The organism is Streptomyces erythrochromogenes, from assembly GCF_036170895.1.
GTDB lineage: Bacteria > Actinomycetota > Actinomycetes > Streptomycetales > Streptomycetaceae > Streptomyces > Streptomyces erythrochromogenes.
The window spans coordinates 1,956,982-1,971,977 of record NZ_CP108036.1; the positions used below are offsets into that span (position 1 = coordinate 1,956,982).

Annotated in this window: 9 protein-coding genes and 1 riboswitch; of the genes, 3 read left to right on the forward strand and 6 right to left on the reverse strand. The window is 73.1% G+C overall.

The annotated features are described in order from the left end of the window. Positions 1–16: 16 nt before the first annotated feature. Genes OHA91_RS09035 through OHA91_RS09045 form a run of 3 tightly spaced genes read right to left on the reverse strand, consistent with a single transcriptional unit; the run spans position 17 to position 3,448 of the window. Complete coding sequence (locus tag OHA91_RS09035) at positions 17–1,516, reverse strand: precorrin-2 C(20)-methyltransferase (RefSeq protein ID WP_328739004.1); 1,500 nt, start codon at positions 1,514–1,516, stop codon at positions 17–19. Next, complete coding sequence (locus OHA91_RS09040) at positions 1,513–2,160, reverse strand: precorrin-8X methylmutase (RefSeq protein WP_031152007.1); 648 nt, start codon at positions 2,158–2,160, stop codon at positions 1,513–1,515. Before OHA91_RS09040 ends, OHA91_RS09035 begins: the two co-directional genes overlap by 4 nt. Before the next feature lie 4 nt (positions 2,161–2,164). Then, the gene (locus OHA91_RS09045; RefSeq protein ID WP_266493036.1) at positions 2,165–3,448 is read right to left on the reverse strand and encodes a cobalamin biosynthesis protein CobG; all 1,284 of its coding nucleotides are present in this window, start codon (positions 3,446–3,448) and stop codon (positions 2,165–2,167) included. Positions 3,449–3,817: 369 nt separating this feature from the next. Further along, positions 3,818–3,945: riboswitch (cobalamin riboswitch) on the forward strand. 40 nt (positions 3,946–3,985) lie between these two features. Between OHA91_RS09045 and cobN the strand changes: the two genes are divergently transcribed. Beyond that, positions 3,986–7,603: a cobaltochelatase subunit CobN gene (gene cobN, locus OHA91_RS09050; RefSeq protein ID WP_031152002.1), complete on the forward strand. Its 3,618-nt coding sequence runs from the start codon at positions 3,986–3,988 to the stop codon at positions 7,601–7,603. A 117-nt stretch (positions 7,604–7,720) separates the two neighbouring features. Here the strand turns inward: cobN and OHA91_RS09055 are convergent, their stop codons facing one another. The 3 genes from OHA91_RS09055 to OHA91_RS09065 form a co-directional block, all read right to left on the reverse strand. Further along, positions 7,721–7,942, reverse strand: a complete 222-nt coding sequence (locus tag OHA91_RS09055) for a hypothetical protein (protein ID WP_031152000.1) — start codon at positions 7,940–7,942, stop codon at positions 7,721–7,723. Positions 7,943–8,033: 91 nt separating this feature from the next. Then, positions 8,034–9,551: an immunity 49 family protein gene (locus OHA91_RS09060; RefSeq protein WP_328739005.1), complete on the reverse strand. Its 1,518-nt coding sequence runs from the start codon at positions 9,549–9,551 to the stop codon at positions 8,034–8,036. After that, positions 9,529–9,927: a hypothetical protein gene (locus tag OHA91_RS09065; protein ID WP_328739006.1), complete on the reverse strand. Its 399-nt coding sequence runs from the start codon at positions 9,925–9,927 to the stop codon at positions 9,529–9,531. Before OHA91_RS09065 ends, OHA91_RS09060 begins: the two co-directional genes overlap by 23 nt. A gap of 628 nt (positions 9,928–10,555) precedes the next feature. Here OHA91_RS09065 and OHA91_RS09070 point away from each other — a divergent pair. After that, positions 10,556–12,655 carry an ABC transporter ATP-binding protein gene (locus tag OHA91_RS09070; protein ID WP_328739007.1) on the forward strand — a complete coding sequence of 700 codons (2,100 nt, stop codon included), beginning with the start codon at positions 10,556–10,558 and terminating at the stop codon, positions 12,653–12,655. 110 nt (positions 12,656–12,765) lie between these two features. Next, positions 12,766–14,982, forward strand: coding sequence for a terpene synthase family protein (locus OHA91_RS09075; RefSeq protein ID WP_328739008.1), 2,217 nt, complete (start codon positions 12,766–12,768; stop codon positions 14,980–14,982). Positions 14,983–14,996 lie beyond the last annotated feature (14 nt).

The following is a 14,996-nucleotide window of genomic DNA, read 5'->3' on the forward strand; positions in this document are numbered from 1 at the left end:
GTCCGGTCAGGCTACGTCACGGGTAGCGGCGCGGCGTCCACGTGATCCGCGACCCGTCGGGCCGCTCGGTGACCTGCGTCTGCGAGGAGCCGATCAGCAGGATCGTGCGCATGTCGACCTCGGACGGCTCCAGTTCGGCGAGCGTGACGACCCGCACCGACTGCTCGGGGCCGCCCACGTCGCGGGCGACGACCACCGGGGTCTGCGGCGAGCGCAGTTCCAGCAGCAGCTCGCGGGCCTGGGCCACCTGCCAGGTCCGGCTGCGCGAGCCGGGGTTGTAGAGGGCGAGGACCAGGTCGGCCGCGGCGGCCGCGCGCAGCCGCTCCGCGATGACCTCCCACGGCTTGAGCCGGTCGGACAGCGAGATCGTCGCGTAGTCGTGGCCGAGCGGGGCGCCGGCCGCGGCGGCCGCCGCGTTGGCCGCGGTCACGCCCGGGAGGACCCGTACGGGCACGTCCTTGTACTCGGCCTGCCCGGCGACCTCCAGGACCGCCGTTGCCATGGCGAAGACGCCCGGGTCGCCGCCGGAGACCACGGCCACCCGCTTCCCGCGGCGGGCGAGGTCGAGCGCGAACTCGGCGCGCTCCGACTCCACCTTGTTGTCGGAGCCGTGCCGGACCTGGCCCGGCTTGACGGGCACCCGGTCCAGGTACGTCGTGTACCCGACCAGCACCTCGGCGTCCGCGAGGGCGCGCCGGGTCTGCGGGGTGAGCCACAGCGGGCCGGCCGGGCCGGTGCCGACGACCGCGACCTCGCCGGGGCCGGACGGCACGCTGCCGGGGTTGCCGATTCTGCTGGGCACCACGGCGACGGCGAAGTACGGCACGCTGTCGGCGTCGGTGTCGGCGAGGTGTCCGGTGCGCTCGCCCTCCATCGTGGCGCGTTCGACGTAGCGGGCCTCGGCGAGGCGGCCGCTGTTCTCCATGGCGCCGCGCACGGCGGGGAAGGTCCGGCCGAGCTTCATCACGACCGCCGAGTCGGTGGCGGCGAGGCGGGCGGTCAGCTCCTCCTCGGGCAGCGTGCCGGGGAGGATGGTCAGGACCTCCTCGCCCTCCACGAGCGGGGTGCCGAGCCGGGCGGCGGCGGCGCTGACGGAGGTGACGCCGGGGATGACCTCGGTGTCGTACCGGTCGGCGAGCCGCTTGTGCATGTGCATGTACGAGCTGTAGAAGAGCGGGTCGCCCTCCGCGAGCACGGCGACGGTACGGCCGGCGTCCAGGTGGGCGGCCAGCCGGGCGGCGGCGGCCTCGTAGAACTCCTCCATCGCGCCCTGGTAGCCGCCGGGGTGGTCGGTGGTCTCGGTGGTGACCGGGTAGACCAGCGGTTCCTCGATGTGGCTGTCGCGCAGGTGCTTCGCGGCGATCGAGCGGGCGATGGACCGGCCGTGGCGGGCGCTGTGGTAGGCGACGACGTCCGCCTCGCCGATCACCTCGACGGCCCGCAGGGTCATCAGGTTCGGGTCGCCGGGGCCGAGCCCGACCCCGTAGAGGCGGCCCTTGGGCTGCGCGTCGCTCATTCGGCCACGCTCGCGATGGCGTTGAGGGCGGCCGCGGCGATGGCGCTGCCGCCCCGGCGGCCGCGCACGACGAGGTGGTCGAGGCCGGACGGGTGGGCGGCGAGGGCGTCCTTGGACTCGGCGGCGCCGATGAAGCCGACGGGCACGCCGATGACGGCGGCCGGGCGCGGGGCGCCCTCCTCGATCATCTCCAGCAGCCGGAACAGCGCGGTCGGCGCGTTGCCGACGGCGACCACGGAGCCCTCCAACAGGCCGCGGTCGCGCCACACTTCGAGAGCGGCGGCGCTGCGCGTGGTGCCCATCTTCGCGGCGAGTTCCGGGACCGCCGGGTCGGAGAGGGTGCAGATCACCTCGTTGTCGGCGGGCAGCCGCTTGCGGGTGACCCCGCTGGCGACCATCTGCACGTCGCACAGGATCGGCGCGCCCGCCTCCAGCGCGGCGCGGGCGCGCAGCACCACCTCGGGGGTGTACCCCAGGTCCTGCGGGAGGTCGGTCATCCCGCAGGCGTGAATCATGCGCACCGCGACCTGGGCGACCGAGGCGGGCAGCCCGGAGAGATCCGCCTCGGCGCGGATCGTGGCAAAGGACTGGCGGTAGATCGCGGCGCCGTCCTTCTCGTACTCGAACACGGTGTACTCGCTCATTTCTTCACTGCGGCTTCGGACTCTGGGGTGATGAGGTGGTCTCGCGGGCGGCCGTGAGGGCGGCCGCCAGGTCCGGCCCGTGCGGCAGGGTGCGCCCGTCCACGGAGAGCCGGTACCCGTCCTCCGTGGCGAGCGCGTCCACCCACTGCGTTCCCCGCGGGTGGCCGCACCGGCGCTCGCAGCCGGACCAGTGCACGGGCAGCGGCCCGCGCGCCCGGTCCACGAGGGCGCGCGCGTCGGCGCGTACGTCCGCGAGGGACTTCGCGCAACCGGGGCGCCCGGTACAGGCGGTGACGGACTGCCAGGGGTTGCCTGCGGACACGACCAGGCCCGCCTCCTCCAGCAGGGCGGGGCCGTCGACGGGGCCGCGGAGGGGGGCGTCGGGGAGGACGACGGTGCGCCAGGGGGTGATCCGCAGCCCGTCGCCGTGACCGGCGACCTCGGCCAGGACCCGCCACTGGCCGGTGGTCATCCGGCCCAGCGGGGGCAGGACGCACAGGTCGCCGCGCGGGCCCGGCCCCCGGCCCCACGGCCGGGGCGGGGCGGTGTACGGCCAGGCCACTTCGGGGGTGCGGGCCGCGTCGATGCCGGCGGCGGTCAGGCGGGCGGTGAACTCCGCGTCGTCCAGGGCGTGTCCGGCGGGCAGTTCGGCCAGGCGCCAGGCGCGGGTACCGGCCGCGTCCGCGGCATCGAGGAAGTACTCGGCGGCGAGCAGCGCGGCACGCGGGGCGTCCTGTGCGGCGACGGCCACGGCCCCGGCGGCCGCACCGAGGCGTACCAGCGCCCGGCCGCCGGGCCTCCCGAGGACGGTGACGTCGGGTTCCAGGGCGGCCACGTCCCCGCGCCCGTCGTCGAGGGCGAACAGGAAGCGGCCGGACAGGGCGGTGACGCGGGCGTTCGCGCACAGCAGCCGGTCCAGCTCGCGGACCCAGGGCAGTACGTCCTGCGAGGTCGGGGTGGCCACGATGTTGCGTACGCGTTCGTGGCCTGGCGCGGGCAGCAGCCCGGCCGCGTCCAGCAGCGCGGCGAGTCCGGCGCCGCAGCCGTCGGCGAGGCCGCGCAGCTGCACGTTGCCGCGGGAGGTGAGCTCCAGGTGCCCGTCGCCGAACCGGTCGGCGGCCGACGCGAGGAGCGAGGCCTGGTGCGCGGTCAGCGCCCCGCCGGGGATCCGGACGCGTGCGAGGTGCCCGTCGTCCGCCGCGTGGAGCCGGAGCGCGCCGGGGCAGGCGTCATCGCGGTCCCGTATGACGGGTTCGTCCCGCGATACGGCGGAAGGGGGCTGGGGCATGGCGGCGAGCATACCCACGTTTCCCCTCACCGGAACTGTGTCCGCCGCCACTCTCCGTCACCCGGCGCGCTCCGGGCACCGCCGGAAATCCCAGCCCTGCCAGGGGGTACCACCCAGCGGTGGCCGGGGGAGTTTGGGGCGCGGGGGTCCGGGGGCAGAGCCCCTGCAACGGATCCGCACCCGACACAACCAGCCCGCCCCACCGACCAAGCCACGGCCGAGCCCCCCGCAGCAGCACCACACCCGACACAACCAGCCCGCCCCACCGACCAAGCCACGGCCGAGCCCCCCGCAGGGGCACCGCACACGACCACGGCCCCGCCCACCCCGGCACGGACCACCCGCCCCTAAGATGACCTTCCGGCGGCCCACACGGTCCGCCGTCGCCGAGGACGGCGACATGGGAGGAAGCCCGGTGCGAATCCGGCGCGGTCCCGCCACTGTGAACCCGGCCGAGCCATGGGGCCGGGTGAGTCAGGAACTCCCGCTGTCCTCACTGCCCGGGGCGCGGAAACCCCGAGGAAGGCCTGCCGCCGCATGATCCTGCTGCTGTCGACGTCCGACACCGATCTGCTCAGCGCTCGCGCAGCGAACACGGCGGACGCCCCCGTCCCGTACCGGTTCGCGAACCCCTCCCGCCTTCCCCTCGACGACCTCCCCGGCCTCCTCGACGGGGCCGACCTGGTCGTCGTACGCCTCCTCGGCGGCCTGCGGGCCTGGCAGGACGGCCTGGACCTGCTGCTGGCCCCCGGCCAGACCCGCCCGGTCGTGGTCCTGACCGGCGAACAGGCTCCGGACGCCCAGCTGATGGAGGCCTCCACGGTTCCGATCGGCATCGCGGCCGAGGCGCACGCCTACCTCGCGCACGGCGGCCCGGCCAACCTCGAACAGCTGGCCCGGTTCCTCTCCGACACCGTCCTGCTCACCGGCCACGGCTTCGAGCCGCCCGCCGCCGCCCCCACCTGGGGCCCCCTGGAGCGCACCGCGCAGCGCACGGACGGCCCCGAGGTCGCCGTGCTCTACTACCGCGCCCACCAGATGAGCGGCAACACCGGCTTCGTGCACACGCTCTGCGAGGCCATCGAGGCCCACGGCGCCCGGCCGGTCCCCCTCTTCGTCTCCTCCCTGCGCAGCCCGGAGCCGGAGCTCGTCGCGGCCCTGGGTTCCGCGGACGCGGTCGTCACCACCGTCCTCGCGGCGGGCGGCACCAAGCCCGCCACCGCCTCGGCGGGCGGCGACGACGAGTCCTGGGACGCGGGCGCGCTCGCCGGCCTCGGCGTGCCGATCCTCCAGGCCCTGTGCCTGACGGGCTCCCGCGCCGCCTGGGAGGAGAACGACGAGGGCCTCTCCCCGCTGGACGCCGCGACGCAGGTCGCCGTGCCCGAGTTCGACGGCCGGCTGATCACCGTCCCGTTCTCCTTCAAGGAGCTCGACGAGGACGGCCTGCCCGCCTACGTGGCCGACCCCGAGCGGGCCGCCCGGGTCGCCGGCATCGCCGTGCGCCACGCCCGGCTGCGCCACATCGAGCGCCGCGACAAGAAGATCGCCCTCGTCCTCTCCGCGTACCCGACCAAGCACTCCCGCATCGGCAACGCGGTCGGCCTGGACACCCCGGCCAGCGCGGTGGAGCTGCTGCGCACCCTCATCGCCGAGGGCTACGACTTCGGCCCGGTCCCCGAGATCCCCGGCCTGGTCTCGGGCGACGGCGACGAGCTGATCCGCGCCCTGATCGAGGCCGGCGGCCACGACCAGGACTGGCTGACCGAAGAGCAGCTGGCCCGCAACCCGGTCCGCATCCCCGCCGCCGACTACAAGCGCTGGTTCGCCGAGCTCCCCGCCGAGCTGCGGGGCAGCGTGGAGGAGCACTGGGGCGAGGCCCCGGGCAGCATGTTCGTGGACCGCTCGGCGAACCCCGAGGGCGACATCGTCCTGGCCGCCCTGCGCCGCGGGAACCTCCTGATCCTCATCCAGCCGCCGCGCGGCTTCGGCGAGAACCCGATCGCGATCTACCACGACCCCGATCTGCCGCCCTCGCACCACTACCTGGCCGCGTACCGCTGGATCCAGGCGCGTGCGGAGGACGGCGGCTTCGGCGCCGACGCGATGATCCACCTGGGCAAGCACGGCAACCTGGAGTGGCTGCCGGGCAAGAACGCCGGCCTGTCCGCGGCGTGCGCACCCGACGCCGCCCTCGGCGACCTCCCCCTCGTCTACCCGTTCCTGGTCAACGACCCGGGCGAGGGCACCCAGGCCAAGCGCCGCGTGCACGCCACCCTGGTGGACCACCTGGTGCCGCCGATGGCGCGCGCGGAGTCGTACGGCGACATCGCGCGCCTGGAGCAGCACCTGGACGAGTACGCCCAGATCTCCGCGATGGACCCGGCGAAGCTGCCGGCCATCCGCGCGCAGATCTGGACGCTGATCCAGGCGGCGAAGCTCGACCACGACCTGGGTCTGGCGGAGCGCCCGGACGACGACGGCTTCGACGACTTCCTGCTGCACGTCGACGGCTGGCTGTGCGAGGTCAAGGACGCCCAGATCCGCGACGGCCTGCACGTCCTGGGCGGCGCCCCGACGGGCGAGGCCCGGGTCAACCTGGTCCTCGCGATCCTGCGCGCCCGCCAGATCTGGGGCGGCACCACGGCCCTTCCGGGCCTGCGCGAGGCGCTGGGCCTGGACGAGTCGAAGGCCACCCGTACCTCCGCGGACGACGTCGAGGAGCAGGCCCGCGCCCTGGTCCAGGCGATGGAGGACGCCGACTGGGCCCCGGGCGCCGTGGCCTCGGTCGCGGCGGACCACCCGGCGGACGTCGCGGAGGTGCTGTCCTTCGCGGCCCGCGAGGTGGTTCCGCGCCTGGCCGGCACGACGGACGAGATCGCCCACGTGGTCGCGGCCCTGGACGGCCGCTTCGTGCCGGCCGGCCCCTCGGGCTCCCCGCTGCGCGGCCTGGTCAACGTCCTGCCGACGGGCCGCAACTTCTACTCGGTCGACCCGAAGGCCGTCCCGTCCCGCCTCGCGTGGGAGACGGGCCAGGCCCTGGCGGACTCCCTGCTCACCCGCTACCGCACCGACAACGGCGAGTGGCCCGCCTCGGTCGGCCTGTCCCTGTGGGGCACGAGCGCGATGCGCACGGCGGGCGACGACGTCGCCGAGGTCCTCGCCCTGCTCGGCATCCGCCCGGTCTGGGACGAGGCCTCGCGCCGCGTCACCGGCCTGGAGGCGATCCCGCTCGTGGAGCTGGGCCGGCCCCGCATCGACGTGACGCTGCGCATCTCGGGCTTCTTCCGCGACGCGTTCCCGCACGTGATCGGACTGCTGGACGACGCGGTCCGGCTCGCCGCCTCGCTGGAGGAGCCGGAGTCCGAGAACTACGTCCGCGCGCACGCCCAGGCGGACCTGGCCCTGCACGGTGACGAGCGCCGCGCGACGACCCGTATCTTCGGCTCGCGCCCGGGTACGTACGGGGCGGGCATCCTCCAGCTGATCGACTCCCGCGACTGGCGTACGGACGCCGACCTGGCGGAGGTCTACACGGTGTGGGGCGGCTACGCCTACGGCCGCGGCCTCGAAGGACGCCCCGCCCGGGACGAGATGGAGACGGCCTACAAGCGGATCACGGTCGCGGCGAAGAACACGGACACCCGCGAGCACGACATCGCGGACTCGGACGACTACTTCCAGTACCACGGCGGCATGGTGGCCACGGTCCGCGCCCTGCGCGGCACGGCCCCCGAGGCGTACATCGGCGACTCCACCCGCCCGGAGACGGTCAAGACCCGCACCCTGGTGGAGGAGACCAGCCGCGTCTTCCGCGCCCGCGTCGTGAACCCGAAGTGGATCGAGGCGATGCGCCGCCACGGCTACAAGGGCGCCTTCGAGCTCGCGGCCACGGTGGACTACCTCTTCGGCTACGACGCCACGACGGGCGTGGTCGCGGACTGGATGTACGACAAGCTCACCGAGACGTACGTCCTGGACCCGGTCAACCGCGCCTTCCTGGAGGAGGCGAACCCGTGGGCCCTGCACGGCATCGCGGAGCGCCTCCTCGAAGCGGAGTCCCGCGGCATGTGGGAGAAGCCGGACCCGCAGGTCCTGGAGTCCCTGCGCCAGGTGTACCTGGACACGGAGGGCAACCTGGAAGGTGAGGCGGAGTAGTCCGCCGGCTGTACCCGTCGACGACGAAGGCCGTCCTTCCCACCCCTTCAGCGGGTGGGAAGGACGGCCTTCGCGCGGTCGGATCCGCGTACCCCGAGTACGCGGACCGCCGGCCGGCTACGCCTTGACGGTCTGGTTCAGCGCGACGAGCGCCTGCGCCCACCGTACGTACTTCAGCTGCCCGAAGTCGGCGACGGTCTTGACACCGAACGCCTCGTGCAGCAGCTCGCCGTCCTTCTCGCTGACGCCCTTCAGCGCGGCCACGGGAGCGGCCAGCACGTCGGCCAGCGGCTTGTCGGCCCATGCCTTGTCGAGCACCTTGTCCAGATCGATCGCCATGAGTGTCCCTCCGGGAACATCGGCACCACATACGCGGGCAAACCTAACTCAATCGGACAATCACCTCGCGCTGCGGCACGCCGCCGGTGTGTCAGGAGATGTCCTCGATCCTCTTGCCGTCGACGAGGTACCTGGGCAGGTGCGGCAGCCGTTCCGGATCGATCGGGAATCCCTGGTCGTGGGCGAGGCAGGCCATGGCGAGCGGGCCGAGCGCCACCCGGGCGCGCGGCGCCGCCGACTCCGCCCAGTAGCTGCCGTGTTCCGCGAGGGCCTCGTTGAGCGCCTCCCCGAAGGCCTCGTGGTCCCGGGTGAAGAGGCGGTGGAAGAGCGCGACCGGCTGGTAGTCGACGCGGTTCACGAACTCGTCCGGGGAGTGGGTCAGCGTCTCGGGCAGGGACGCCTGCATGGTGGCGAGCAGCTTCTCCACGACCGCGTCGCCGGTGCCGCCGGAGAGGTAGGTCTGCAGGGTCTCGACCCAGTGCAGGACGTAGGCGTCGACGGTGTCGTCCTCCCGCAGCGTCTCCAGCGGGACCCGGCACAGCCGGGCCACCCGGTCGTGCGCGCGGCAGGTGAGCGCGAGGTAGACGGCGTCGAGCCAGGCGCGGGCATCGGCGGGCGGGGCGGCGGCCGCGGCGGGCAACCGGAGGGTGTTCTCCTCGCCCAGGTACCACTGCTCCGACTCGGATCCGGTGAACAGCGCGGAGCCGAGCCGTACGGCCGTCGCCCAGGCGTCCCACGTGTCGAGCTCGGACACGACGGGATCGGCGGTGCAGCGGACATGGGCCAACGCCAAGGCCGAGGCGAAGACGTCACCCAGCCCCGACGGATCCTCCGCGAGCCGCGCCACGGACTCGACGGTCGCGCGCGTCAGTGCGACCGGATCCGGGGCGGCTCCGTCCGCGGCGGGGGTGGCGATCCGGCCTGCGCGATCGAGGCGGACCAGGCCCTTCATCAGAGCGAGCAGCTCCTGCGGCGGCTTGAGCGACAGCGTGCGCGTGTCCTCGTCGACGACCGTGAGGGAGGTCAGACCGCCCCGGTGCCACCAGTAGACCCGCGGCGACAGGCGCCCGGGGCCGTCCTCGTAGGCGCCCAGGGCGTACATGGCCAGGTCGTTGAGGGCGTCCACGACCGAGCCGTCGGCTATCGGGTGGAAGGCCAGCAGGTGCCGGGTGGGGACGACGACGAGCGCGCCGGCGGACGGCAGGGCCGCATGGGTGACCTGCCGCGCGAGTTCCCCGAGGTACAGCGCCTTGGAGGCCACGAAGTGCGAGTCGCCGTAGACGGACTGCAGCGTGGCATGCCCCTCCAGGGAGATCTCCTCGTGCGTTACGGGCACCCGCATCAGGTTGGCGTACGCCGCCTGCCCCAACTCCTCGATCCCGACGCGCTCCACGTCGTCGTCGGTGAGGGAGCGCACGCTGGTGGGCCCGTCGAAGGCGTAGGCGAAGACCAGCTCGTCGGCGATCACCCGGGCGTACCGCATGCCACCGGCGACCTCCGGCGTGATCAACCCGACGGGCAACAGCCGCGCGTGCACCCCGCGCAGCAACTCCTCGACGCTCTCGCCGCCGTGACCGGCACTGGATTCAGATGAGTTGTCTCGATTCACCCCCGAACCCTACGAGACGCCCCTGCCCCGACTTCACCCACCCCGAACCCTGACGCACACCGATCAACTTCCCCCACTCGACCGCGACGAGCACCGGATCGACCGTCTCGAACAACACCTCCGCGTCGTTCGACCAGGCATCCGAGACGACGGCGTAGACCCCCTCGGACCCCACACACACCGCGGGCCACCGATCCGCCGGATCTGACCGCCAGACGTCCGGACCGTGGTGCACCACGAGACAGTTGAGCGCGAGACTCGGATACACACCCCGGAGCACGGGCAGTTCGGCCGCGGCCCGCAGCAAGGGCCAGAACAGGCACTGGAACCAGTCGCCGTCCGGGTGCGGCGGAGCATACGCGGCAAGCAGCCTCACCCACTCGCCCCCCGCCCCAGCACCCGTTTCCCCCACCCGCAACCTCCCTGAATCCGCACGACAGTGCACGAGCATCGAACCCGACACATCGACTCGGGGCAACACCTGCGTCCGATGCGTGAATCGGTCCGCCGGCTCAACCGACGGACCGTCACGAACAATCCGGGGCCGCCGCGGCAACGCCGACACCACGCGGGGCCGGCAGCTCTGGCTGTGGGACTGCAGCGGTTCCGCAGCGCAGCGCTGGAGTGTTCCCGTCCTCGGCACGGCACCGCTCCCCGTCCCCGCCCCCTGACACCCCCACCACCGCACGGAGGCCGTCTCCCCCACCCGGGAGGCGGCCTCCGCCGCCTTCGTGGCCGCCGGTCGCGAGGGCTCGGGCGCAATCCCTCGAAGGGGGGCATCGACACCTCCGGGTGGTTCGAACGCCCGGTCTCCGCGCGGCGCTTGGGGTCCGGGCGGGCGTCGCAACTGTGTGCGGGCGTTCGTTCCCCGCGGGCCGTGACGCCGCTCTGAACAGCCACGTTCTTCCGGCGTCAGTTCGCAGCCGCAGCGCCTCGGGAGGAATCTTGCGATCCGTGCACGTTCATGTGGTGTTCGACCCGGCACCGGGCGGAGGTGGCCGCGCATGAGGCTCCTCAAGCGGCCCACGGCCCTCCAGCCCGCCGTCTCGGCGAGCGAGCGGCGGCTCTTCGGCGGGCCCCTGCGCTACGACGCCGGCTGGTCCAACCACGACTACGCCCGCCTGGAAGGCCGGCTCCTGTCCACCCTGCGCTCCATGCCCCGCATGGTCGCCGGGACCCTCAGGCTGGCCTGGGACACCGACCGGCCCGCCCTGCTCACCGTCGCCGCCGCCGAGGCCGGGCAGGGGGTCACCTCCGCCGTCGGGCTGCTCGTCCTCAGCGAGGTGCTCCGTACGCTCCTGGGCGCGGGCACGCCCGCCGAGCGGCTGCACGCAGCCATGCCGGCCCTGGCCGCGGGCGCGCTGGTCGCCGTACTGGGCGCCGTGCTGGCCTCCCGGTCCACGGCGGCGGCCGGGCGGCTGGAGCCCAAGATCGAACGGGCCGCGCACGAGCAGTACCTGAAGGCCGCCGTCGAGGTGGAGCTCGAAGCCATCGAGGACGGGGAGTTCCGGCGGCTGCTGGACAGCGCCCAGTGGGGTCCGCCCTCGGCCCGCCGTACCGTCGGCGCCTGCGTGGCCACCCTCGGCGGGATCATCTCCCTCGTCGCCACCGCCGGTGTGCTGACCGTGCTGCACCCGCTGCTCCTGCCCATGCTGCTGCTGATCGCCGCCCCGCGCGGCTGGGGCGCGATGCGCGTGGCGCAGCGCCGCTACCTGTCCGTCATCACCTGGGTCGAGCACGTTCGGGCCGCCCGGCTGATCGGCCAGCTGCTGATCTCCCGTACGTCGGCCCCCGAGGTACGGGTCCACGGCGTCGGCCGCTACCTGCTGGGCCACTACCGCAACATGGCCGAGGTCGCCGAGACCGAGGCCACCCGCCTGGCCAAGGACAAGGCCGCCACCGAACTGCTCGCCGCCGCGCTGTCCGGCGCCGCGGCGCTGGTCACGTACGGGGCGATGGTCGCACTCATCGTCACCGGCCGGATGGACCTCGCCGTCGCCGGCACCGCCGTGATCGCGGTGCGCACCGGGTCGGCGAGCCTCGGCGCGCTGGTGGCCACCACCAACACCCTGCACGAGGAGTCCCTGTACGTACGGGACCTGGAACGGTTCGTCGCCGAGGCCGGGCGGCGGGCCATCCCGGACGGCGGGCTGCCGCTGCCCGAACGGCTGGGCACCGTACGGCTGGAGGACGTCCGCTTCAGCTATCCGGACCGGGACGAACCCGCGCTCGACGGGATCTCCCTCACCATCGAGGCGGGCACCGTGGTGGCACTGGTCGGTGAGAACGGGTCCGGCAAGAGCACGCTGGTCAAACTGCTCGCCGGCCTGCACCTCCCCGATTCCGGCTCGCTGACCTGGGACGGGGTGGAGGTGCGGAACGCCGACCGGGAACAGGTCTTCGACCGGGTCGCGCTCCTCACCCAGGACTTCGAACGGTGGCCGGTGACCGCCCGTACCAACATCGCCATCGGCCGGCCCGGGGCGGAGGGGTCCGAGGAGGCGGTCGAGCGGGCGGCGGAGGTGGTCGCCGCGGCCCGGTACGCGGGGGCCGATCGCGTCGTCGAGAAGCTCCCGAACGGCTACGAGACCCTGCTGGCCCGGGTGTTCAGGGGCGCCTCGGAGCTCTCCGGCGGCCAGTGGCAGAAGTTCGGGCTGGCCAGGACGCGCTTCCGGGACGCCCGCGTGATCGTCGTGGACGAGCCCACCTCGGCGCTGGACCCGGAGGCGGAGATCGCCGCCTTCGACAGCATCCGGGGGCTCACCGGGCCGCAGCGCGCCGTCATCCTCGTCACGCACCGGATGTCCGGCGTGCGGTACGCCGACGTCATCTACGTGCTCCACGAAGGGCGGCTCGTCGAACAGGGCGGCCACGAGGAGCTGCTGGAGCTGGGCGGCCGGTACGCGTCGATGTTCCGGATGCAGGCCGAGCAGTTCGCCCAACAGACCCCGTCACCAACGCCAACGCCAACGCCATCGCCGTCCCAGGCCTCGTCCCAGACCCCGGCCCCCTCCCCGTCCCCATCTCGGCCGCGGTCCGGGTCCGGGTCCTCCCCTATCCCCCGGCAGACCGGCGCGTCGCCCAATGACACCTCCGTCACCTGATGCGGTGAACTCCGCCTTGGTCCGCGCGCGTCACGGGTAGGGCACTGCTGATCTCTTGCGGGGGCCGGGCCACCGGCCCCCGCGCCTTTGGACGAAGGGCCTACCACGCCGTGACGCAGCCGTTCCGACTGCCGGATTTCTACGTGCCGTATCCGGCACGACTCAACCCCCACCTGGAGGAGGCGCGGGTCCACACCAAGCAGTGGGCGCGCGACTTCGCGATGCTGGAGGGTTCCGGCGTCTGGGAGGAGAGCGACCTCGACTCGCACGACTACGCCCTGCTCTGCTCCTACACCCACCCCGACTGCGACGCCGAGGCGCTGTCGCTGGTCACCGACTGGTACGTGTGGGTCTTCTTCTTCGACGACCACTTCCTGGAGACCTTCAAGCGCTCGCAGGACCGCGTCGGCGCCAAGGCGTACCTCGACCGGCTGGCCGCCTTCATGCCCATGGACCTCGCCGACGGCTTCCCCGAGCCCACCAACCCCGTGGAGGCGGGCCTCGCCGACCTGTGGCGGCGAACCGTTCCCTCGATGTCGGCGGACTGGCGGGAACGGTTTTCCTTGTCCACGAAGAACCTCCTCGACGAGTCGATGTGGGAGCTCGCCAACATCGACATCGGCCGCGTGGCGAACCCCCTCGAATACATCGAGATGCGCCGCAAGGTGGGCGGGGCCCCCTGGTCGGCCGGCCTGGTCGAGTACGTCGCCGCCGAGGTCCCGGCGCGCGTCGCGCACTCGCGTCCGCTCGGCGTGCTGCGGGACGCCTTCTCGGACGCGGTCCACATCAGGAACGACCTCTTCTCCTACGAGCGCGAGGTCACCGACGAGGGCGAACTCTCCAACGCCGTCCTGGTCCTGGAGACGTTCCTCGGCTGCACCACCCAGGAGGCCGCGGAGGCCTCCAACGACCTGCTCACCTCCCGCCTGCAGCAGTTCGAGCAGACGGCCCTGTACGAACTACCGCAGCTATTCGCCGACCTCGCGCTCGAACCGGCCGAGATCGCGGCCGTCCTCGCCTACACCAAGGGCCTCCAGGACTGGCAGTCCGGGGGCCACGAGTGGCACATGGTCTCCAGCCGGTACATGAACAAGGAGGCCAGGGCGACCGCCCCGGTCACTCTTCCCTTCATGCCGTCCGGGCTCGGCACCAGCGCCCTCGACCTGCGGTCCGTCTTCAACCGGCGCTCGATGGAACTGCGCCGCCGCTCCTTCACCCACACCCCCTTCGAACGCACCGGGCCCTCCGTCATCCCCGAGATCTACATGCCCCACCGGCTCACCCTGAGCCCTCATCTGGCGCACGCGCGCGAGGAGTCGGTGGCCTGGGCCCGGCGGACGGGCCTGCTGGATCCGCAGCCGGGCGATCCCGGTTCGGCGATCTGGACCGAGGAGAAGCTGCGCGGCTACGACTTCGCGGTCTGCTCGGCCGGAATCGACCCGGACGCCACCCCCGGCGCACTCGCGCTCAACGCCTGCTGGCTGACCTGGGGCACCTACGGGGACGACTACTACCCGGTGGTCTTCGCGCAGGCCGAGAACCTGGCGGCGGCCAAGGCGGCCACGGCCCGGCTGATCACCATGATCCCCGTCGACCACGCCGAGCAGCCGCAGCCGTCGACGGCGCTGGAGCGCGGGCTCGCCGACCTGTGGGTGCGCACCAGTGCCGACATGTGGGCGCGGCAGCGCGCCGAGTTCCGGGCGACGCTGGTGGACATGCTGGAGAGCTGGGTCTGGGAGGTGGACAACGCGATCCAGAACCGCATTCCGGACCCGGTGGACTACGCGGAGATGCGACGGCGCACCTTCGGCAGCCGGCTCACCATGTACCTGTGCCGGCTCGGGCACGAGGGACGGGGCATTCCGGAGGAGATCTACGCCTCGGGGACCATCCGCTCGCTGGAGAACGCCGTCGCCGACGCGGCCTGCCTGATCAACGACGTCTACTCCTATCAGAAGGAGGTGGAGTTCGAGGGCGAGGTCCACAACCACATCCTGGTCACGCGGAACTTCTTCGACATCGGCTACCCGGAGGCCCTGCACATCTGCCACGCGCTGATGACCCAGCGCACCGAGGAGTTCGAGCACATCGTGGCCACCCAGCTGCCGGTTCTCTACGACGACTGGAAGCTCGACGCGGGGGCGCGGGCGGCCCTGGACGCGTATGTGCAGGAGCTCCAGGACTGGCACGCCGGCATCCTCAACTGGCATGCGAAGATCCGGCGTTACCGGCCAGAGGACCTGGGCCGGCCCGACGGCGGCCTGGCCGGCATGGTCCTCGGCTCCGGCTTCGGCATGGCCGCCGCCAGGCTGTCCCTGCCCGCGTGAGCCCGGTCCGGCGG

Coding starts and splice junctions, on each gene's coding strand:
- OHA91_RS09045 (WP_266493036.1), bottom strand. CDS start 3,448: ATGCCCCAGCCCCCTTCCGCCGTATCGCGGGACGAACCCGTCATACGG.
- OHA91_RS09035 (WP_328739004.1), bottom strand. CDS start 1,516: ATGAGCGACGCGCAGCCCAAGGGCCGCCTCTACGGGGTCGGGCTCGGC.
- OHA91_RS09040 (WP_031152007.1), bottom strand. CDS start 2,160: ATGAGCGAGTACACCGTGTTCGAGTACGAGAAGGACGGCGCCGCGATC.
- OHA91_RS09055 (WP_031152000.1), bottom strand. CDS start 7,942: ATGGCGATCGATCTGGACAAGGTGCTCGACAAGGCATGGGCCGACAAG.
- OHA91_RS09070 (WP_328739007.1), top strand. CDS start 10,556: ATGAGGCTCCTCAAGCGGCCCACGGCCCTCCAGCCCGCCGTCTCGGCG.
- cobN (WP_031152002.1), top strand. CDS start 3,986: ATGATCCTGCTGCTGTCGACGTCCGACACCGATCTGCTCAGCGCTCGC.